Source organism: Risungbinella massiliensis (assembly GCF_000942395.1).
Taxonomy (GTDB): domain Bacteria; phylum Bacillota; class Bacilli; order Thermoactinomycetales; family Thermoactinomycetaceae; genus Risungbinella; species Risungbinella massiliensis.
In genome coordinates this window covers 976,650-996,650 of the sequence record NZ_LN812102.1, presented here as the reverse complement: position 1 = coordinate 996,650, position 20,001 = coordinate 976,650, and the positions used below count along the sequence as shown (strand labels likewise).

Below are 20,001 nucleotides of genomic sequence, written 5' to 3'. Positions count from 1 at the left end.
TATTGGATCCGTTCTTTTTTCTAATTTCCATTATGGAAATATAACCTCTGGATACTTCGTATTTGGTTCCTTTATCAAATCTCCGCCGGTCCCCTTTAAATGCTTGTTAAAGAAATCCAATACATATTGATTCACTATCATGGCACTACGCTCGCCATCTATATCTCCTGTCATCCCAAGAAGGCTAAATAGATCAGAAAAGAGTTGCAAGTCTGTGAAATTAAAATGAGCGGCTCCTTTTACGGAAATCATCAGTCCCCCGTGTTTCACAACGTTATCGATAATCTGATATTCCTTCAGTTTTTCCTGTTTCAGTCTGTTGAACTGCTCGTCGGATATATTCATCGTCTTTCGTTCGGCAGTGGGTATGTTCCCAGACTCCATTTTTTTTCGCTGCACCATAAAGTCTTCTGCTTGGATAAACATAAATGGCTTGGATATGTTGTTCCGATCGTCCCTATCATATAGCGTTCCATCCATGTTGATTCCTGCTTTGATTTTGCTATTCAAATAAAGAGCATTAAAAGCGGTTGCCCCACCAACGGAATGTCCCATAATTCCTAGGTTTTGTAAATCTAGTTTCCCTTGGAATTTGCTTTGTACGATACCAGATTGCATTTTTTCCAATTGATTGATGATAAAACCAATATCTTCTGTCCAGACCATACCGAGTTTACTGTTCGTTTCAAAAAAACTATCTAAATTCATTTCTGTTTGCAAACCAGTGACTCTGCCATCAGGGAATACAGTAGCAGTTGTGCTGTACGTATGATCAATGGCAATCACGATAAACCCATTGCTCGCCAGATGTTCCGCTTGCGAGGTATGGAGAATCCTAGTAGTTCCAAAACCGTGACTAAGTAATACTACGGGGTAAGGAGTTTTAGAGGAGAGGACATCCACCCCTTCATAGGAGTTGCTTTTGATATACTTCCAATAATCTAATACAAAACTAGGAACACCCAATCCATTCGCATACGCCTGTGTAAACTTTTGGAATGTTGTTGTATCCTCAGGGAAAAGAGCTTTTGGTTTATTATCTTTACTATTTTGGGCTGGATACCAAATTTGCACCATTAGCTCTCTTTTATCATGTGAAGCTTTGGTCCAAATCTCGTCTCTATTTGGATCTATCATATGAAATGTTTGGGTGCCTACTTGATAAGGACCAGAAGGCTTAGGTAGCTGAAAAACAGGGAGATAGATCGCCATGCAAATAGAGAAAATAACGAGAATGGAAGTGATGGAATAAATACTATACTTTAGAGGTTTCTTCATCTCGATAGGAGAAGACCTTTTGTAATATCGATATAGAACAGTGATGCTCATTACTAACGAAATTAGATAAACAAAAAACAGTTGCCATCTATATCCCTCGAAGATGAGTTGTCCAATTAATATACCAATAGTAAATAGACTTATGGTCACCGTTATGTTTCTGGATGTCTTCTTGACATTCCATACAAATAGAAGCGCAATACATAATATTATTAGCGAAATTTCCAATACTCTAATAATAATCCTCTCCCTTACTGTACTAAATCTTATTTTTTTGTTTCGTTACATAGGAAAGATAAGGTCTAGTATAAAGAGCAACAAATACTGCTAGTCATATTGGTAGGCTAGACAAGATCCCTCTTTCCTAGCAATTGATTACTAGAGTACAGTTTTTAGTATAAATACAAGTGTTAAATAATAGCTTAACGATTAATAAATTCAATCTAACTTTTGGTTCAAGAGATCAAACAAGAAACGTGAATAGTTGAAATGTTATATTGGTAATAGAGTTTTTTACTAGGCGAGGGTATGAGTGAAGATGGAGGGTTACAAACGTGCTGAGGAGCTGACAGACACCAGCATGATCATTCTCTGGAGCGACTTATTCTTAAAAAAGAAACGAAAAGAATCTATTTGAAATCTTTAAATGACACAAAATAGAGGACATTGAATCAAAGAAACATAATAAAGTATTGATATTAGTGAATAGTTATCAGCAGACTTTAAATAGCATTCTAATATAGGGCTATATTTATGTGATTCGTCGAATATGTCACCGCTTTTGTGTCATTGTACGATATAGAATATATTATATATAAAAATATAGAGGAAAGGATAATTATAAAATGGAAAAATGGTTTTCTTCATTTTCGAGTTGGAAGGATGTCGCCATTAAAAGCCTATTAATTAATTTATTCTTTTTTGTCTGGAACCTAATTAGAGAGTTGTTGGATATTGGTTCAAAATTAATTTTACTAGGTTTCAAAGATGGTTCAGTCATCTATTCCTTTCTTTTTACTTATTTCGGCGTGTATATTATGGCAGCTATAATATACCTTATGCAACGTCGAAAAGCCGAATCAAAATAGTATCTAACATGGTCCTATCAACAAGCCAATCTGATCTCCACTTTTAATCCCCCCATTTCTCCACTCTCTACCGATACGGAACCTCCATGTAGCTTTACCCCTTTTTGGACAATAGCCAAGCCCAAACCGCTTCCACCAGTGTAAGTCCCGCGAGCTGTATCTAAGCGAATAAATGGTTGAAAAATGTTATCCCATTGTTCTTTTGGAACACCAGGTCCATTATCTTCTACTATGATCACTACCTGGTCGTGGATCTTCTGTACCTTTACCCAAATGGTACCCTCCGCTGGTGTATAGTGATGTGCGTTGTCTAATACATTTTGAAATACCCGTTCTAATAGATGATTTTTACCCATGATGATGATCGGTTCATCAGGTGATTCCCATCGAAGGTGCTGTTTTTTTTGTTCTATGTGTCTCTGAAAACCAATTAACAATCGTTCTACCAAAGCTCTCACGTCTACCGGCTCTTTTTCTGTTAAGGAAAGTGGAGCGTACTTTTGGTATTCCTGTAAATGATGGAGAAGCTGCTGGAGATAGGCAATTTTGTCCTGACAGATTTCCAGATAACGTTCTTTTTTGTCTGGGTCTTGTACGATCCCAGAACGAATTCCCGTTAGACAATTGGCAAGGGTGAAGAGAGGAGTACGAAAATCATGGACGAGGGAGGCGAGGGTGAGATTGCGTTCCTCTTCCAATTTGGCTTGTTTGGAAATCGATGTCGCTAGCGCAGATTGCATAGATCTTACAGAGTGAAGTAGCTCCTCTACCTCTTCTATTTGAGAATTGGGTAAGGTGAAGTTTAAGTTTTGCTTGGCTATTTGTTGGTTTGCCTTTTGGATTCCTATGATCGGAGTGAGCAGACTACGTTTGAGGTACCAGAGATGATAGAAGATAATTCCTAAAAAGCTGACAATCCAGATGACAAAGGGCAACTGTTGTATTGGTTGATCTTTATCCGTTATAGCGACATAAGGAGGCGGGTAGTAATAATAGATAAGCCCATGCTCTGGAGTCTCTAATTCATGCAAGGTAACAGGGACTTGCTGATCCGTTTCCCCCATTTCAGTAGAGTAGACCAGAGCTAGTTTTCCTTCGGGTGTGATCAATCTTAAATCTATGTGACGTTTTGCTAGCTCAGGGATTAGCTGTTGTTGCCAGTTTAGGTTCTCCCACTTGTTGATCTCCCCACCTACCACCTCTAGGAGCCATTGTCGTTGATTTTCCTCATGGTCGTTGATCTGTTGGATGGCTTTATTCTCCACATGCTGCAACCAGTTGGCAGATAAAAATGCGAGGAAGATGGGAATGACAAAGAGTGTCGGAATACAGATCCAGAGAAACCAGTTCCGGAGACTATATTTCCTCATCGTACGACCTCCCCGATATACTTGTACCCTACCCCCCAGACAGTTTGGAAGAGTTTGGCCTTGATTTTATGTTCTACTTTCTCCCGAATCCTGCCCATATGGACTTTGACTGTATGTATGTCGCCAAATTCTTCTTGCCACACATGTCGATAAAGCTGTTCATAGGTAAAAACCTGCTGAGGATGCTCGCTTAGAAACAGTAGCAGGTCGTACTCTTTTTGAGTAAGGGCGACTTCTTCACCACGAAGCAAAACTTGTCTAGCAGAGGGGTGTACAATTAGTCCTGGACAGAGTTGTCTTTCCTGTAAATTGGTCATTTGGATCAACTGAGAGCGGCGTAGGACAGATTTGACCCGCGCGATAATCTCAAAAGGAGAGACACTTTTCACAATATAATCATCTGCTCCTAAGCTAAGTCCACGGATTTTATCAAAGTCTGTTTCTCGTGCACTCCAAAATATGATGGGTAAAAAAGGGTCTTTATTGCGAAGTTCCTTGCAAAAAGAGAATCCATCTTGTCCTGGCATCATGATATCGAGTAAGAGGATATCGATGGAATTAGCCAAAAGTTGACGAGCTTCTATGGTGTTGGAAGCACTATGTACGTGAAAATTTTCTACTAAAAAGAAGTCTGTCATTACTTCACGAATTTCAGGGTCATCGTCTACTAGTAAGATACTTGGTTGCATCGATTTGCCTCTCTTCTGAGGGTTGAGTATTCTGTACCCTTATTATGCCGGAAGTAAGGAAGAGTTTGGAGCAATAGCAGTAAAATTGAATCTTATTTTATTCTTTTGTCCATGTTTTTTGAACTCTGCTTGATAAAGTGTAGGAGTCGAAAGGGAGGGCTACTACATGTTGCGAGCAAAAGGATTACATAAAAGTTATGGTCAAAACGAATCAAAACAAGTTGTTTTACCATGTTTGGATCTGGAGGTACCGAAGGGTGAGTTTCTTGCCATCATGGGGGAGAGCGGTTCCGGAAAGACCACACTACTACATCTGCTTTCGCTTTTAGATCAACCTGACCAAGGGGAGCTCTGGTTAAACGGGATGGAGATGCAGGAGAAAACGGAAGAAGAACGGACACTTATTCGACAACGGCAAATTGGATTTGTGTTTCAGTTTTTTCATCTTATTCCTATGCTAACTGTACTAGAAAATGTGATGCTTCCTGTTGAACTCCAAGCCAGAGTTACAAGAAGCACTAGAAGAGAAGCGAGAGAGTTACTAGAGTTGGTGGGTTTGTCTAACCATGAGGGGAAATATCCAGCTCAGCTATCTGGTGGACAACAACAGCGAGTGGCTATTGCTCGATCTTTGCTCCATTGTCCGCAGATTTTGATGGCTGATGAGCCGACTGGTAGTTTGGACTCTCTTACTAGTCGGGAGATGATGCGGCTATTTCAAACGATTCACCAGCGTGATAATCAGACAATGGTAATGGTGACTCATGATCCACATGTTGCTTCCTATGCTGACCGTGTCCTATTTTTACGTGATGGAAAGTGGACTGGAGAATACCATGCAGATCAAATCAATTCGATTTCAGATCGAACGAAAGAGATCAGGACACTCCTAGAAGAGGGGTGGTCTTGATGAAGTGGCGTTTAGGATGGCGTAGTATCCTTGCCCACCCCAAACGATCTTGGATGTTGTTTCTTGGAGTAACGTTTAGTTTTCTCTTGCTTGGTTTTTCCCAAGTCTTTCTGGTTGCGATGGAGAGCTCTGTTGAGCAAACACTCAGTCAACAGTTCGGAGATTTTGACCTTCGTATTAGTAAAGAGAAAGAGGGACGTTTTTCGATAGAAGAGCAACAGAAGATACAACAACTGAGTGGTGTAAAAAGTCTTTTCTCCCTTTATCGTCCCTATAGTGCACAAGATCGAGAGCGTTACCAGTTGCTCGTGACGCAGTCCTATTATGGGATTGAGCCCATTACGTTGCAAATTGAAAAGTTGTCGATCACGGAAGGGAGTTTCCCAAAAGGAACACAAGTACTCTTTTCTGAGAGATATATGAAGCAAACAGGATGGAAGGTTGGGGATCAGATCACCATGCCGTTTCCTCCTTTTGGTGAAAAAAAGGTAGTAATCTCAGGAATGTTCTCCAATCGAGAGGGAACAGAGAGATTTGCTTTTTTTGAAAAGGCTTGGTTACAGTCGACATTTCAGCAATCGGGACAAGCCACCAGTCTTTTTGTCCGTGTATCTGATATTCAAGAAAAAGAAAAAGTGACTCAGCTGATCCGCCAGATGGTACCTGACTTAAAAATCGATACACGAAAACAAATGGAGGAAGCGAGAGAGAGTTTTAGTGGGCTAAAGCCAGTCGTGTATGGGACGGAGGTTGCTATTCTTCTGGCAAGTTGGATCTTTCTCATAAGTACGCTACGGCTTCAACTACAAGAACGCCAACATGAACTTGCTTCCTATCGACTGATGGGAGCATCTCATGCAACCTTACGTGGACTTATTCTGATCGAAATAGGGATTCTACTCGTTTTGGCTATGGGTGTGGCATTGGTAGTTAGTTGGCTGTCAACACGGTGGATGCCTTGGGTGCTATCTACTACGATGCAATTACCTGCCAGCTCTTTTGTCTTTCCATGGCAGATGATTTTACTTCTGTTCATGGGCTTTAGCCTTCTACTAATTTTATCAGGGCTTCTTCTGGGAAACCAAGTAGCTAAGATTTCACCAATTCAATCCATACAGGAACCAATTAGAATGGAGAAGATGGGAACGTGGCGTTGGTGGCAAGTATTGCTGATCAGCCTTACAATCATCGTCTCTGTTGTCGCTATGTTAGGCAATCAGCAGGAGGTCTATCTTGCCGCAGCGATCTTACTATTAATCAGCTCTTATCTATTGCTGTCTGTATGGTTTCCTATTCTATTAAAAGCAAGTACTTGGTTCTGGTCTATTTGGAAGAAGAAAGCAGAGGGAACTTTTCTCTACCATAACACCATACGCCATCACAAGAAAACCTTGCCAATTCTCTCGTTGATTCTTTTATCTTGTCAGATCGGGGTAATTGGCATTGGAATCTTTACCACGATAGGAAAAGAGTCGGAGCAGAAACTTTTGTCAGAGCACCCTTATCGTTATTTGCTCTCTGCTACTAATCAATTTCAAGGGTATCCCAAGCAGATCAGTGAGAGCTTAGCAGACAGGGTTGATACGATCTCATTAGGTGTGGATGAGTTTGTTCTACTAGTTGATAAAACAGATCGAGATCTACGAGAAGAGTATGGCACGCTTATGTTGTATCAAGGAAAGCAGCATATTGCGACTACAGTGAAAGGAATGGAAATCAAGGAGTTTCAACGAGTAACGAAGCTGACGGATGAAATGGGAAAAGGAGTGGTCATGACCAAAGAATTTGCTGAGTTATTAGGTTATCGGCTTGGTGACACCATGCGTTTTATCCGAGAGGGGGAATCGAAAGAGCGAGCGCCAAAGATATTTTCTTTACCCATTACGGCGATTTTGGAGACAAATCCTTTTGGGAAGGGTCGAGAATTAGAGATCTTTTTACCACAGCAGTGGGTGGAAGAAGTTTGGGGAAAAAAGAATTATTCGGAGACATTTTTCTTATCTAGTAAACCCGAACAAGAGGAACAGTTGGCCAAGACTTTGCAGCAACTTGCTACTCAATCTACCGATTTTACCCTGTTTGATCGAAATGCAGCGATCCAAGAGTTAGAGCAACAGTTAAATCAGCGTTTCTTTTTTCTAGGGCTAACAATTTTCTTATTGTGGTTCATCGCGTTAGTTGGTTTGTTTAGCCTAATCCAAAGTAGTTTTCTACAGCGGAGCCAAGAATTTGCTATGTTACAAGCCGTCGCTATTACTCCACGGCAAAGTAAACGCCTTATAACAGGAGAGGGAATCTTACTTCTTTGGATTGGTACCATTCTAGGGATTACTTCAGCTGGTCTTGTTCATTTTTTCCTGTTGCGAGCCTTAGAAGCTACTATAGTAGAATTACCATGGATTCTGATGATATTATTACTAGAGGTTAGCCCGATCTTAGGCTTTCTTCTCACCCGTTCTATTCGCAAGCAAATTGATCAGGTACCATTATTACAACGCTTACAAAAAGAATAGTAAATTGCAGTTCTTCCTCCTCTCTAGTAAATTCGTACTAATATAGTAGAGAAAGTTCTGAGATACATAGCGTTTTTGGTGTGAGAGGATGAAGGAATTCATGAATCATCACAAGGCTATAAATCGATAGTTTAAGATTTTGAGGAACGGGAATTCTCCCCATTTCAATGGGGTAGATTGCCTTTGAAGATTTGAACATCAAAGGGATGGTCAAAAACCATAACCTAGCGAAAAGTATTGTTGATGCTGGATGGAATCAACTTATTCAATTCACTATTTACAAAGCAGAGTACGCTGGTAAGAAAGTGGTGCAAGTTGATCCATACCATACATCTCAAGCTTGTTCTGAATGTGGTCATATTGTAAAGAAAGAACTAAAAGATAGAGTTCATAGCTGTTCTTGTGGCTATACAGAAGATAGAGACGTGAATGCCGCAAGAAATATTCTCAAAAAGGCAGTAGCCTAAAACAGTTGTAGGCATGGAACGTGCCTTCGTGGAGAATGCGACGTTGGTCGATTCGATGAAACGAGCAGCTTGCCATTTCAATGGCGATGTAGTTCACGTGATGCCTATTTCGAGATAAAACGAGGTCAAGAAATGCGCAAACAATTAGCTGATACGAACCAAGATGAAGATTCATACGCAACTATCACTATGTTGCTGGGATGTATGCCAAGGAACTAGAGATGTATATCACTTGGAAAGTAACACGACAATTTCTATTTGAAGAGGAATAGAAAAAAGCTTGTCCAACCTGTTGAATAACAGACTTTGTCGATAAGCTGAAAGCTCGCCAATTGGCGAGTTTTTTTCATCAACTAATTAAAAAACCACTTTTAAACATGATTTTCAGAAGTGGTTTTTCTACAGTCTGTAATTTATCAAAACAAATTGTAAGCGTTTACGTTTTAGTAAGTGTGGAATATAATACATAAAAACTCTCTATATAATTAGTTGGAGGCCTGTTTATGATATTTGAATCGAAATATAGAAGACAAGCCTTGGTGTCGTGGGAGAATGAAAAACAAGAACAAGTAAATGAACTAAATTTATATGTGAAAAAGAAGCAGGAAAAGACGAAATATTTTTTTACTCACTTCATTGCGTCTTTTGTAATCTGGCTGTTCGATAGATAAAGAAAAACAAACGGATCGAAAGACATTATTAATGCCTTTCGATCCGTTTGTTTCTTAATGACCTGATGGAGTTGCTAGCCCAATTCGACTTATTATCTGTTCGCTATCTTGGTTTAATCCTTTTAGGATCACTTTTTTATTCAACAGTTCGTATTTCGCTTTTACTTTCGAAATCGCAGTAACCGCTGATTGATCCCAGACATGGGAGTTGGAAAAATCAATTATGATGACATCGGGATCTTGATTAAATTGGAAGAGATCAATGAAATGGCTCATGGTTCCAAAGAAGAGTTGTCCTGAAATATGATAGACTTTTTCTTCGTTTACAATCGATGTAGATACTTTTAATTTAGCCAGTTTCCAACCAAAGATCAAAGCACTCATGATTACACCAGCAATAACACCTTTAGCTAAATCGTGTGTAGCTACTACAATCGCAACAGTAGTAATCATTACAAATGAATCACTCTTAGGTATTTTCACTAGATTTCTCAATGAACTCCAATCAAAAGTACCGATGGATACCATAATCATGACACCGACTAATGCGCCCATTGGAATTTGCTTGACAATATCACCTAATACCATAATGAGAAATAACAAAAATACTCCTGATACAAACGTAGAGAGTCGTCCTTTACCACCTGATTTGGTATTGATAACAGATTGGCCAATCATGGCACATCCGGCCATTCCACCAAAGAATCCAGCGACCACATTCGCAATTCCTTGTCCTTTGACTTCCTGATTCTTATTACTTTTGGTATCCGTTGCTTCATCCACAATCGTAGCGGTCATGAGAGATTCTAAAATCCCTACAATAGCCAACGTGAAAGAATAAGGAAAAATGATCGTCAATGTTTCTAGGTTAAGAGGAATATTTGGAAGATGGAATATTGGCAACGCCTGCTTGATTTCTCCCATATCGCCAACCGTTCGAATATCTAAATGAAACACAATCGAAACAGCAGTCATGATAATAATCGCGATCAGTGGGGAGGGAACAGCTTTAGAAAGTAAGGGAAGGGTGTATATAATGAGTAGTGTTCCTGCGACCATCGCATACATAATCCAAGATTCCCCAACAAAGTGTGGAAGCTGAGCTAAAAAGATCAGGATTGCGAGAGCATTGACAAATCCGATTACAACGGAGTGAGGAATGAATGTCATAAAGCGACCTATCTTGAGGAGGCCAAAAATAATTTGAATGAGTCCCGTTAACACAGTAGCAGCAAGTAAATATTCTAGACCATGCTCTTTAACCAACGTGACCATTACTAGTGCCATAGCACCTGTAGCAGCTGAGATCATTCCGGGTCTTCCACCGACGAATGATATAACGACAGCTATACAGAAGGAAGCATATAATCCTACCATTGGATCGACGCCAGCTATGATGGAAAAAGCAATAGCTTCCGGAATAAGCGCAAGCGCTACTGTCATACCAGCTAAAATCTCGGTACGGAAATTTCCCCTCCATTGTTGTAAGTAGTTTAATACGTTGTTTTTCAAACATCATCCCTCTTTCTGGTAGAAATATATATATTTGGTAAAATAACAAAATAAAAACGAACCACAAAGGTTCGGAGATCGTAAGCCATTTATAAACTTAGAGAAAGTTAGATACGTTCCCCACGTTTACGCTTTTCAATAAACTCCAGAATGTCTTCTTTTTTTACTCTCCAACTTCGACCAATTTTAAAACCTTTAATGGTACCTTGTTGAACTAATTTATAAGTTGTCATTTCACTTATTTGCAAGTATTTCGCAACCTGCGCAATTGTTAGTACTTCATGTTCCATTGTTATAACCTCGCTTTTTTGACACTCAAGTAATCTAACATGGATTCGAGTATAAATCAATGTAAAATAGTATAATCTTTTATAACCTTTTATAATCTATTCCGTTTTTTATAATACTCTAAATACTTTACTTTTTTAGAGTATACAGCTGATAGAAGGAATAGGAAAGGTGTGGTTGTAACAGAAGCAGACTGACCAAGTACGATTATTACAACGCTTACAAAAAAGAATAGGGTAAATCATCCTCCATCCCAGTAAATTCAGTGCTAATATAATATGGAAAGTACTGTTATACATAGCGTTTAAGATGTGAGAGGATGAGGAATCATGAATCATCACATGCTACAAATCGATAGCCTGAGCGATGCTTATTTCGAGACCAAGCGAGGTCAAGAGATGCGCAGACAATTAAATGAAGCAAAACAGTTAGCGGATACCAATCAAGATGAAGACTCGATTCGCAACTACCACTATGTTAGTGGGATGTTTGCCAAGGAATTGGAGATGTACATTACTTGGAAGGTAACACGACAATTTCCATTTGATGAAGAATAGGAAAAAGGCTAGACTGCGCGTCTAGCCTTTTGTCGTACGTAGAATGAGAAAAGTATTCCTAAGCCAAGTGTGATAATTGCTGCTAGAGGAGTAAGAATTGTCGTAACACCCAACAACAAGGAAACCCAGATTGCAAACGACAGTGTCAGCCAAAAATGTACTTTTTGCCGACTACTCACGACCTCTGTGGGATCTTTAGGTAACAAATGATAGGGAAGAGGTAGATGCGTAGTACTGATTAACTTGCTGATCGTCTCACTCCAAAAAAACAGGCTTAGCAAATAGATCAAGTAGGGTACTCCTGGAAAAGGAATGGACCAACTGAGCAGGAGAGACCAGAAGGAAAGCAGAACATATTGAGAGAATATTTCTCGATCTCGTAGAACAATTCGTGAGAAGAGAAATAGATGCATGCTTTGTTTAGAGACAGGGACAAGTCGATTCCAAGTGTTCACCCAGGCTTTGCGTGGTGTGATTCTTCTCGGCATAAAGGGAAGATCGACTAGCATCTCTGCCCATTTACGGTATTGAGACTGAACTTGTGCTTCTTGGTCTAGCAATTTCCTCCATGGGAAAAGAGTTTTCTTTGTATTTGCCAAGAGATAGAAAGAAAAACAGATTGGTACAACCAAGGAAAAGAGCCAGATCGGAGAAGCGATCCATAGAAAAAGAAAGATCAACCAAAAGTTCAGAATCGCTCGAAAGATTTGGATCACTCGTAAAGCTATTTGTTCGAATGTTAAGTGCGTTTCCAACCAGCTTGACCAGAGATTCCATGTTACTAGCACTGCCAAAAAGAGAATCCAACTCCAAACGGGTTGATTTGCTGCAAACCGAAATTGATAGAGTGGATGTAGTAATAACACAATAGCAAGTAGTTGTACCATTGCGATTACCCAGCTGTATCGTGCACTAGCTTGGATGTATCCTTTCATCTGTCCTTCTGCTGGCAATAAAAAGGTAAGGTCTGCTGGAAGGAGCCATGTTCGGAGTACTGCTCTTTTGATGAGAAACCAACTCAGTAGAACTGCGATTGGAATCTCAATCGGAAAGTTCGCTGGTAGCCATTCTAAAAAGTAGCGATAACCGATAATAAGCCCCAAAAGGATTGCTAAGAGAAAGACTGGTGTTCCTCCTCCACTGAGCACTGTTGCCGTGATGCGTATACCTCGTTGCCAGCCTAGTCTCATCCGAGTCGCAAAAATCTCCTCTGGACGAAACATTAGCTTTTCACCTCCGTCAGATGGAAAAAGATATCTTCCAATGAAGCGTTTGGCTTCCCCGTTTGGTTTCGCAAATCATTCAATGTACCAGTTGCGACTAAGCGACCTTGATGTAAGAGGATAATCTGGTCACAGACGGATTCAGCAAGCGACAGAATATGTGTTGACATTAGGATTCCTGTACCATCTGCTTTTCGTTCTTCCAATAAGGAAATTAAAGCACGCATTGCCAATGGATCAAGTCCCACAAATGGTTCATCTACGATTAGATATTTGGATTCCACTAAGAATGCACAAAGAATCATCAGCTTTTGCTGCATCCCTTTAGAAAAGGTTTGTGGGAACCATTTTCGGACACGTTCCATCCGAAAAATGGGAAGTAGCTTTTTTGTTCGTTTCTGAATCTCTTCTTCGGAAAGTCCATATGCTTTTCCCGTTAAAAGCAAATGTTCTTCTAATGTAAGTTCTTCATAAAATTGTGGTGTTTCTGCTATGTAGGAGATTTGTTGACGAAACGTCGTAGTTTCTTTTTTCCAGTCTAGTCCGTCTAGGAGGATCTCTCCATGATGAGGAGTGAGTAGTCCTAGAATGTGTTTAATGGTAGTGCTTTTCCCTGCACCATTTAAACCAATTAGACCAGTGATCTTGCCGGGTTGAATGGAAAAAGAAACATCATGTAAGACAGGTAATTGTCGTGAATAACCACCTGATAAGGATTGAATCGATAACATAGTATCGTCCTTTCTAGATGACAGCTTGTATATATAGTACCAAATATATGTATCAAAGGAGAAGATGAGCATTGACAAATGTAATTCCCTTACTCTTATCACTTGCATATGGAAAACGAGCAACAGATCTACATATTGTTCCAAATGATATACCCAGAGCACGAGTAGGTGGACAGATCATTGCCCTTGGGAAAAAGAAATTTTCGAAAGCGGAGATCGAACTTTTCTTGGCAGAACATATACCAAATCTCATGGAGAAAGAGTTTCCACATGAGGTGGATTTTTCTTTAGAATGGCAAGAGCCAGTTGCTTTTCGAACGAGAGTTCACCTATTTCAAGCATCAGGTGATTGGAGGTTATCCTTTCGGCTGTTACCTACCCAAGTACCGAGCCCCCATGACTTAGGATTGGCCCCTGTTTTATTGCAACTAATCAAAGAACAAAGTGGTCTCATCCTGTTTACAGGGCCGACGGGTAGTGGAAAAACGACCAGCCTTGCTTCACTGATCCAGCAAGTAAATCAGACTTATCCAATACGCATCATTACCTTGGAAGACCCGATCGAATATCACTATCCGGCTGGAGTTTCGATGATCGAACAACGAGAAATAGGAGTCGATACAACTAATTATAGTCAAGGAATTTACGCTTCACTACGGCAAGATCCAGATGTGATCGTGGTAGGAGAATTACGAGAGTTAGATGCGATGGAGGCGGCTTTGCGGGCAGCCGAAGCAGGTAAATTGGTTTTGGCTACGATGCATGCTAGTCGAGCATTACAAGCAATTACTCGGTATATCGGTTCTTTCCCAGATGGAAGACATAATTGGATTCGCTCTCAATTAGCAAACGTACTACTAGCGGTGATCAATCAACGGTTAATTCCATCTTCCGAAAAAGAAAATCCTGTTTTGGTTCAAGAGGTATTAGTAGGAAATCCTGCTGTACGAAACTTGATCCGTTCTAATCAAATATCCCAAATCACCTCTGTTATGGAAACAGGACACGCAGATGGAATGCAGACGATGGAGATAGCTGTCCAATCCGCTACTCAAAGTGGGAAGCTGTCTCGTGAGGTGAGTGACTGGCATATTCGGTCAGGAGTAGGTTGGCGATGAGCTTTTTGTCAGAAGTATTATTTGGGATGGTAGGTCTCATGATAGGGTGGTTCATACCAGAGTCCGCAGTAGGGTTGTTAAAGAGAAGAGGAATTCAAGTGAATCCCCCATCATTCATTCTGAAAGTCATGGTCACAGTACTTACCCTAATGGCTGTGCTCATTACTCTCTTGGCATTTCCTAATTGGTATGATCGGATACTTTCCATTTGCTTTTGGGAGTTATTACTTATCCTCAGTCTAACCGATCTCTGGTCTTTCCTATTACTAGACATACTCACGTATGGAGGAATGATCCTTATTTTAGGGATTCGTATCTTTCATCCAGAGCCGATCCTTTCCTATTTACTCGCAGCAGGAATTACGGGAGTGATTGTCGCTATCTTTGCAATTGTGACCAAAGGGATTGGCTTAGGGGATGCTAAATTGTTGGCGCTCTCTGCTCTCGTTCTAGGAGGAACAGGGGTGTTAGTCGCATTTTGGCTGGCTACCTTTTTTGGTTTGCTCTATGCGATCATAGATGCATGGCAGACCAAGAGTTGGAGTAGAAAGAAGCGCTTTCCTTTTGGTCCGCATCTGGCGGCAGGTAGCTTTATTGCTTGGTGTTGGGGAGAACAAATCTGGGAAGGGATTCAACGAATTTTATAGGTTTGTGGAAGAAATTTTGGACATATGTGTGTTGTTATATTTGGATTATGTCCGCACCTTTTTACTGAAGATTGTTTTTTAAAAACAAATTAACAAAAGGCATGTTGCATATTAGACTAAAAATCTACGATTATAAAAGTAAAGGAGGGGAAGCATGAAGTTTCGTATTGGTTATCGGACGATCAAAACAGCAGTTGGAGCAGGGGTTGCAATCTGGATTGCCCAGTTATTTCAACTTCAATTTTTTGCTTTTGCAGGTATTATTACGATTTTATGTATTCAACCAACCAAGAAAAAATCGTACCAGATTGCCTTTGAACGTTTTTTTGCTTCTGTGATGGGGCTAGGTATTGCTGCTATTTGCTTTGAAGGTATTGGTTACTCTCCATGGACGATCACGATTATTTTGCTAGTCTCCATCCCGATTATGGTTTCACTAAAAGTAAAAGAAGGAATTGTATCTAGTTCTGTTATTATGCTTCATCTATTTACTGCACAAAAAGCGACTTGGGATATTCTGTTAAATGAAATATATTTACTCCTGATCGGCGTAGGCGTAGCCCTAATAGCCAATCAATATATGCCGAATGTAGAACAAAAGTTAAAGAAATATCAAATGGAAATTGAAGAGAATTTCAAGAAAATATTTACGGAAGTTATTGTATATATTCGAGAAGGAGACAGTTTGTGGGATGGTCGTGAAATTACGGAGACAGCTCGACTTTTAAAAGAAGCGAAGCAACTTGCTTTACATAATCTGGAAAACTACGCATATGAAGAAGAGCAGTCATATTATCAATACTTTCTTATGCGAGAACAGCAATTTGAAATTATCGAACGAATCCTACCAATTATATCTTCCCTACCAAAAACGTATGTCCAAGGACACCAGATTGCCGATTTTATCGATCAGCTAAAGGAATCTATTCATCCAGGTAATACGGCAGATATTCACTTGCAAAGTTTAAATGTAATGCAAAATAATTTTCGGGAACAACCGTTGCCTGTAGATCGGGAAGAGTTTGAGACAAGAGCCTCCTTATTTGTAATGGTAAAGGATATGCGAAGGTATCTACAGATTAAGAAGAAAATGGCAAAGATAGATGGGGATCAAAAGGATATATCAAAGAGAATGGAGGGTAATACACAAGAGTCACCTAAATAAAACACATATTCTACAAGATTCATAGCTTCAGAAAGTCAACAGAAAACAAAGGAGAAATTTTCTGTTGACTTTCTGTTCGTTTGGTGATTAAATAACTTTAACCTTTAAAACTATATCTTGGCGTTGATGAAGAAGAGTAAGTATTATTAACATTTCAGAGAGCTGATGGTTGGTGCAAATCAGTATGGAAGTAATGCTGAATGGGCTTCGGAGCTACCAAACCGAAATAATATAGAGTAGGCTTTGGCGAATAGTCTCATCGTTACAAGAGACAGGTATTCAAATGATCTTTTCGAAGATTATTTCGATACTGGTTAAGTGAGTTACTTATGTAACTAATGAAGGTGGTACCACGGGTGTTCTCGTCCTTTTCGGATAGAGGGCTTTTTTTGTTTTCTTAAAAAATTTACTTCCAAATTGATAATTTCATATTTTAAATCAATGAGTAAGACGAGTAGGTATATGCGATACGTTTCAGAGAGCTGGGATTAGGTGGAAGCCCGGTACGATAGGTATACTGAATGGACTTACGAGAGGTTCGCGGAACAAAAAAGTATGCGACACGGTTTCCTCCGTTAACGGGATAGGGTATCGGATATCAGAAATCCTGTACCTAAATAAGAGGGAATATTTGATATATACCAAATATTCCAAATGAGGTGGCAACGCGGTAATCATATCGTCCTCTATATGCATCTAGTGTGCATATAGAGGACTTTTTATTTTTATAGAGGGGGAACGAGAATGAATCTAACCAAGCAAGAGTTTGAGGATCGAAAGCAAAAAAAGAAAAGGTTCTTATTGATCAAAGAGTTAGCTGAAGACGAAATTACTCCCATCTCCATCTATCATCGGTTATCTGGGAACAAGAAGTTTATTTTGGAAAGCTCGATGAAACACAATGAAAAAGGAAGATTCTCCTATATCGGTGCCGATCCTTATTTGGAATTAAAAAGCAATGGGGAAGAGATTAAGCTTTTAACTCCTAAGGGTGAAATCTATCAAGAGAAGGGGAGAGTCTTAGACCGGTTAAAGGAATTGATTGAATTTGAAGAGATGGAGGCAGATTTCCCATTTGTTGGAGGAGCTATTGGGTATATCGGGTATGATGTGATTCGGCAGTACGAGGATATTGGGGAAGCGAAAATGGATCATGTAAACATGCCAGAAGCGCATCTGTTATTTTATCAGACTGTTTTCGTCTATGATCATTTTCTACAAAAAGCCTATATCGTCTATGTTTATCAACCAGATGAAAAAACCTCCTATGAAGAGATGGAAGACAAATACCAGGAAATGATGAATCAGGTTACTTCCATTAGTGAAAATCCTGATCAACCTGCACAGTTTATCAAAGAATTTGTGTCCAACGTAGAGAAGGAAGAATTTTGCCAGATGGTAGGGAAGGCGAAAGAATACATCCAGAAAGGAGACATTTTTCAAGTAGTTCTATCCCTACGATTTCAGACAACATTCCATGGGGATCCATTTGATATCTATCAGCAATTAAGAATGGCTAACCCTTCACCTTATCTGTTTTATATCGATTTTCAAGATTATATCATTCTGGGATCTTCTCCTGAGTCGTTGGTAGAAGTAAAGGGGAAACAGGTGATAACGAACCCGATTGCTGGAACAAGACCTCGTGGGATAAACGATAAGCAAGATCAAACATATGAAAGTCAGTTACAGCAAGATGAAAAGGAAATAGCCGAACATCGAATGCTTGTCGATCTAGGACGAAATGATTTGGGCAGAGTAAGCCAATTGGAAACTGTACAGGTGGATCGATATATGGAGATAGAAAAATATTCTCATGTGATGCACTTGGTGTCCGAGGTGTCTGGTGAGTTAAGAGAAGGTTTGACAGCCATAGATGCTCTGGAATGTTGTCTTCCCGCTGGAACCGTATCTGGTGCACCGAAAATCAGAGCAATGACCATTATTAATCAGCTGGAGAATGTAAAACGAAATGTGTATAGTGGTGCGATTGGCTATATTTCCATTTCTGGTAATACGGCAATGGCACTTGCTATTCGAACCATGGTGATAAAAGGAGATCAAGTCTATATTCAAGCAGGAGCAGGTATCGTTTATGACTCTGATCCGGAATCGGAATATTTGGAGAGTGTAAATAAAGCAAAAGCATTGATGGAGGTGGTGAAATGATTTTATTAATTGATAACTATGATTCTTTCACTTATAACCTGTATCATCAATTAGCGAAATTCGGAAGTGTTGTGCAAGTGGTTCGCAATGATGCTATTACCTTGGAGCAGATTCAGGAAATGAATCCAGAAGTTATTGTTCTTTCCCCAGGTCCAGGTCGCCCTGAAGATGCAGGAGTATGTGTCCAAGTAATACGTTCTTTTTATCAGACCATCCCGATCTTAGGAATTTGCCTTGGCCATCAGGCGATTGTTTCCGCCTTTGATGGGAAAATCATTTCTGCCAAAACCATCAAGCATGGAAAAACATCTATGATTCAGCATAGTAGAGAATCTCTCTTCTCTTACTTACCAAAACCATTTGAAGCCATGCGTTATCACTCATTGGTAGCAAGTCGTGAAGCTCTGCCAGATACGTTACAAGTATTGGCGATTTCCATGGATGATGGGGAGATTATGGCGATCAAGCATCAACATTATCCAGTGTATGGTTTGCAGTTCCATCCAGAGTCGATTGGAACCAAATTGGGAGATAAGTTAATAGAGCGATTTTTGATGGATGTATCGAGGAGGGAAACTGGTGAATTTGTATCTTCGTAAAATCAGCGAGCGAGAGGATTTAACTGAAAAAGAGGCTTATCAAGCGCTGTTAATGATATTGGAAGATCAAGTAAGTGATACAGAAATTTCCGCCTTTTTGATGGGACTAAAGGCAAAGGGAGAAACAACTACAGAAATTGTAGGGATTGTAAAAGCTTTACTAGAAAAAGCGATGTCCTTTTCTTTCCGGATTCCACATGCGATGGATAACTGTGGAACAGGTGGCGATCAATCGCAGAGTTTTAATGTAAGTACTACAACTGCTTTTGTACTATCTGGAGCAGGAATCAAGGTAGCAAAGCATGGGAACCGAGCGATATCAAGCCGATCAGGAAGTGCGGATGTATTGGAATATTTGGGGATTCACCTTACATGTTCTGGCGAACAGGTAGAAGAGCTTCTCGAAAGAGTCGGAATTAGCTTCTTGTTTGCCCCACATGTACATCCAGGACTAGGAAAAGTGATGAAAGTGCGGAAGGAACTCAATATTCCCACCATCTTTAATCTGATAGGCCCGCTTACCAACCCGGTTCGGTTGGAGAGTCAGTTACTGGGGATCTATCAGCGAAAAATGGTCGTTCCTTTTGCACGAATTCTGAATCAACTAGGCAGAAAACGAGCAGTAGTACTAAACGGATATGGCAATCTGGACGAGGCATCTTTGGCTGGAGAAAATTATTTGGCTCTGCTGGAAAATGGGCAAGTGAAAGAGTTGAACGTCCATCCGACGGAATTTGGATTAAAGACAATTCCAAACAGTGAAATTTGTGGTGGAAATGTACAAGAAAATGCGGAGATTTTAGTGAGTGTATTAAAAGGAGAAACGGGGGTATATCGCGATACGGTTTTATTCAATGCAGGAATCGGACTATTTGCTAGCGGGAAAGTGAACGACATCCAAGATGGGATAGAACTGGCAAAAGAGAGCATCGATTCTGGTGCAGCACTAGAAAAGTTTATGCAATTAAGAGAATATAGCCGGCGCTTACAAAAAGGGGTTAGTTAA

The 20,001-nt window shown here is 40.0% G+C and carries 19 protein-coding genes and 2 other annotated features; of the genes, 12 read left to right on the top strand and 7 right to left on the bottom strand.

Features of this window, described 5'->3' with window-relative positions:
- Positions 1-30: 30 nt before the first annotated feature.
- A complete protein-coding gene (locus VJ09_RS05365; protein WP_230199098.1) occupies positions 31-1,278 on the bottom strand; it encodes an alpha/beta hydrolase family protein in 1,248 nt (415 codons plus the stop codon).
- Positions 1,279-2,123: 845 nt separating this feature from the next.
- Between VJ09_RS05365 and VJ09_RS05360 the strand changes: the two genes are divergently transcribed.
- The gene (locus tag VJ09_RS05360; protein WP_044640576.1) at positions 2,124-2,366 is read left to right on the top strand and encodes a hypothetical protein; all 243 of its coding nucleotides are present in this window, start codon (positions 2,124-2,126) and stop codon (positions 2,364-2,366) included.
- Between the two features lie 17 nt (positions 2,367-2,383).
- On the opposite strand, the gene VJ09_RS05355 is transcribed toward VJ09_RS05360, so the two are convergent.
- Together VJ09_RS05355 and VJ09_RS05350 are read right to left on the bottom strand one after the other, a co-directional pair.
- Entirely contained in the window at positions 2,384-3,736 is a 1,353-nt protein-coding gene (locus VJ09_RS05355; RefSeq protein WP_044640575.1) for a sensor histidine kinase, read from the bottom strand.
- Positions 3,733-4,425, bottom strand: coding sequence for a response regulator transcription factor (locus VJ09_RS05350; protein WP_044640574.1), 693 nt, complete (start codon positions 4,423-4,425; stop codon positions 3,733-3,735). Before VJ09_RS05350 ends, VJ09_RS05355 begins: the two co-directional genes overlap by 4 nt.
- A gap of 166 nt (positions 4,426-4,591) precedes the next feature.
- Between VJ09_RS05350 and VJ09_RS05345 the strand changes: the two genes are divergently transcribed.
- The 4 genes from VJ09_RS05345 to VJ09_RS18365 all read left to right on the top strand — a co-directional run bounded on the left by VJ09_RS05345 (position 4,592) and on the right by VJ09_RS18365 (position 8,986).
- Entirely contained in the window at positions 4,592-5,335 is a 744-nt protein-coding gene (locus tag VJ09_RS05345) for an ABC transporter ATP-binding protein (RefSeq protein ID WP_044640573.1), read from the top strand.
- Positions 5,335-7,848: an ABC transporter permease gene (locus tag VJ09_RS05340; protein ID WP_044640572.1), complete on the top strand. Its 2,514-nt coding sequence runs from the start codon at positions 5,335-5,337 to the stop codon at positions 7,846-7,848. The genes VJ09_RS05345 and VJ09_RS05340 overlap by 1 nt, the downstream gene beginning before the upstream one ends.
- A 176-nt stretch (positions 7,849-8,024) precedes the next feature.
- On the top strand, positions 8,025-8,315 hold the full coding sequence (locus VJ09_RS05335) for an RNA-guided endonuclease InsQ/TnpB family protein (RefSeq protein WP_325063590.1): 291 nt from the start codon (positions 8,025-8,027) through the stop codon (positions 8,313-8,315).
- A gap of 503 nt (positions 8,316-8,818) precedes the next feature.
- Positions 8,819-8,986 carry a hypothetical protein gene (locus VJ09_RS18365; protein WP_154662344.1) on the top strand — a complete coding sequence of 56 codons (168 nt, stop codon included), beginning with the start codon at positions 8,819-8,821 and terminating at the stop codon, positions 8,984-8,986.
- Positions 8,987-9,040: 54 nt separating this feature from the next.
- Here the strand turns inward: VJ09_RS18365 and VJ09_RS05330 are convergent, their stop codons facing one another.
- Together VJ09_RS05330 and VJ09_RS05325 are read right to left on the bottom strand one after the other, a co-directional pair.
- Complete coding sequence (locus VJ09_RS05330; RefSeq protein ID WP_267904264.1) at positions 9,041-10,498, bottom strand: SulP family inorganic anion transporter; 1,458 nt, start codon at positions 10,496-10,498, stop codon at positions 9,041-9,043.
- Positions 10,499-10,605: 107 nt separating this feature from the next.
- Positions 10,606-10,788, bottom strand: a complete 183-nt coding sequence (locus tag VJ09_RS05325) for a helix-turn-helix domain-containing protein (protein WP_044640570.1) — start codon at positions 10,786-10,788, stop codon at positions 10,606-10,608.
- A gap of 327 nt (positions 10,789-11,115) precedes the next feature.
- On the opposite strand from VJ09_RS05325, the gene VJ09_RS05320 reads away from it, so the two are divergent.
- Positions 11,116-11,343, top strand: coding sequence for a hypothetical protein (locus VJ09_RS05320; RefSeq protein WP_044640569.1), 228 nt, complete (start codon positions 11,116-11,118; stop codon positions 11,341-11,343).
- Between the two features lie 8 nt (positions 11,344-11,351).
- Here the strand turns inward: VJ09_RS05320 and VJ09_RS05315 are convergent, their stop codons facing one another.
- Both VJ09_RS05315 and VJ09_RS05310 read right to left on the bottom strand, forming a co-directional pair.
- Positions 11,352-12,566, bottom strand: a complete 1,215-nt coding sequence (locus tag VJ09_RS05315) for an ABC transporter permease (RefSeq protein WP_044640568.1) — start codon at positions 12,564-12,566, stop codon at positions 11,352-11,354.
- The gene (locus tag VJ09_RS05310) at positions 12,566-13,297 is read right to left on the bottom strand and encodes an ABC transporter ATP-binding protein (RefSeq protein WP_044640567.1); all 732 of its coding nucleotides are present in this window, start codon (positions 13,295-13,297) and stop codon (positions 12,566-12,568) included. Before VJ09_RS05310 ends, VJ09_RS05315 begins: the two co-directional genes overlap by 1 nt.
- A 71-nt stretch (positions 13,298-13,368) precedes the next feature.
- On the opposite strand from VJ09_RS05310, the gene VJ09_RS05305 reads away from it, so the two are divergent.
- The 6 genes from VJ09_RS05305 (at position 13,369) to trpD (ending at position 20,001) form a co-directional block, all read left to right on the top strand.
- Entirely contained in the window at positions 13,369-14,415 is a 1,047-nt protein-coding gene (locus tag VJ09_RS05305; protein WP_044640566.1) for a type IV pilus twitching motility protein PilT, read from the top strand.
- On the top strand, positions 14,412-15,062 hold the full coding sequence (locus tag VJ09_RS05300; RefSeq protein ID WP_044640565.1) for a prepilin peptidase: 651 nt from the start codon (positions 14,412-14,414) through the stop codon (positions 15,060-15,062). The genes VJ09_RS05305 and VJ09_RS05300 overlap by 4 nt, the downstream gene beginning before the upstream one ends.
- A gap of 154 nt (positions 15,063-15,216) precedes the next feature.
- On the top strand, positions 15,217-16,227 hold the full coding sequence (locus VJ09_RS05295; protein WP_044640564.1) for an aromatic acid exporter family protein: 1,011 nt from the start codon (positions 15,217-15,219) through the stop codon (positions 16,225-16,227).
- A 114-nt stretch (positions 16,228-16,341) separates the two neighbouring features.
- Positions 16,342-16,600: a binding site (T-box leader), on the top strand.
- Positions 16,601-16,659: 59 nt separating this feature from the next.
- Positions 16,660-16,917 (top strand) — a binding site (T-box leader).
- Positions 16,918-16,971: 54 nt separating this feature from the next.
- The gene (gene trpE / locus VJ09_RS05290; RefSeq protein WP_044640563.1) at positions 16,972-18,396 is read left to right on the top strand and encodes an anthranilate synthase component I; all 1,425 of its coding nucleotides are present in this window, start codon (positions 16,972-16,974) and stop codon (positions 18,394-18,396) included.
- Positions 18,393-18,995 carry an anthranilate synthase component II gene (locus tag VJ09_RS05285; RefSeq protein ID WP_044640562.1) on the top strand — a complete coding sequence of 201 codons (603 nt, stop codon included), beginning with the start codon at positions 18,393-18,395 and terminating at the stop codon, positions 18,993-18,995. The genes trpE and VJ09_RS05285 overlap by 4 nt, the downstream gene beginning before the upstream one ends.
- Complete coding sequence (gene trpD, locus VJ09_RS05280; RefSeq protein WP_147635436.1) at positions 18,976-20,001, top strand: anthranilate phosphoribosyltransferase; 1,026 nt, start codon at positions 18,976-18,978, stop codon at positions 19,999-20,001. Before VJ09_RS05285 ends, trpD begins: the two co-directional genes overlap by 20 nt.

Bases quoted from the DNA above. Each gene is read 5' to 3' on its own strand.
- VJ09_RS05295 (WP_044640564.1), top strand. From the start codon at position 15,217: ATGAAGTTTCGTATTGGTTATCGGACGATCAAAACAGCAGTTGGAGCA.
- VJ09_RS05345 (WP_044640573.1), top strand. From the start codon at position 4,592: ATGTTGCGAGCAAAAGGATTACATAAAAGTTATGGTCAAAACGAATCA.
- VJ09_RS05340 (WP_044640572.1), top strand. From the start codon at position 5,335: ATGAAGTGGCGTTTAGGATGGCGTAGTATCCTTGCCCACCCCAAACGA.
- VJ09_RS05320 (WP_044640569.1), top strand. From the start codon at position 11,116: ATGAATCATCACATGCTACAAATCGATAGCCTGAGCGATGCTTATTTC.
- VJ09_RS05315 (WP_044640568.1), bottom strand. From the start codon at position 12,566: ATGTTTCGTCCAGAGGAGATTTTTGCGACTCGGATGAGACTAGGCTGG.
- VJ09_RS05285 (WP_044640562.1), top strand. From the start codon at position 18,393: ATGATTTTATTAATTGATAACTATGATTCTTTCACTTATAACCTGTAT.
- VJ09_RS05355 (WP_044640575.1), bottom strand. From the start codon at position 3,736: ATGAGGAAATATAGTCTCCGGAACTGGTTTCTCTGGATCTGTATTCCG.
- VJ09_RS05350 (WP_044640574.1), bottom strand. From the start codon at position 4,425: ATGCAACCAAGTATCTTACTAGTAGACGATGACCCTGAAATTCGTGAA.
- VJ09_RS18365 (WP_154662344.1), top strand. From the start codon at position 8,819: ATGATATTTGAATCGAAATATAGAAGACAAGCCTTGGTGTCGTGGGAG.
- VJ09_RS05310 (WP_044640567.1), bottom strand. From the start codon at position 13,297: ATGTTATCGATTCAATCCTTATCAGGTGGTTATTCACGACAATTACCT.
- VJ09_RS05365 (WP_230199098.1), bottom strand. From the start codon at position 1,278: ATGAAGAAACCTCTAAAGTATAGTATTTATTCCATCACTTCCATTCTC.
- trpE (WP_044640563.1), top strand. From the start codon at position 16,972: ATGAATCTAACCAAGCAAGAGTTTGAGGATCGAAAGCAAAAAAAGAAA.
- VJ09_RS05360 (WP_044640576.1), top strand. From the start codon at position 2,124: ATGGAAAAATGGTTTTCTTCATTTTCGAGTTGGAAGGATGTCGCCATT.
- VJ09_RS05325 (WP_044640570.1), bottom strand. From the start codon at position 10,788: ATGGAACATGAAGTACTAACAATTGCGCAGGTTGCGAAATACTTGCAA.
- VJ09_RS05300 (WP_044640565.1), top strand. From the start codon at position 14,412: ATGAGCTTTTTGTCAGAAGTATTATTTGGGATGGTAGGTCTCATGATA.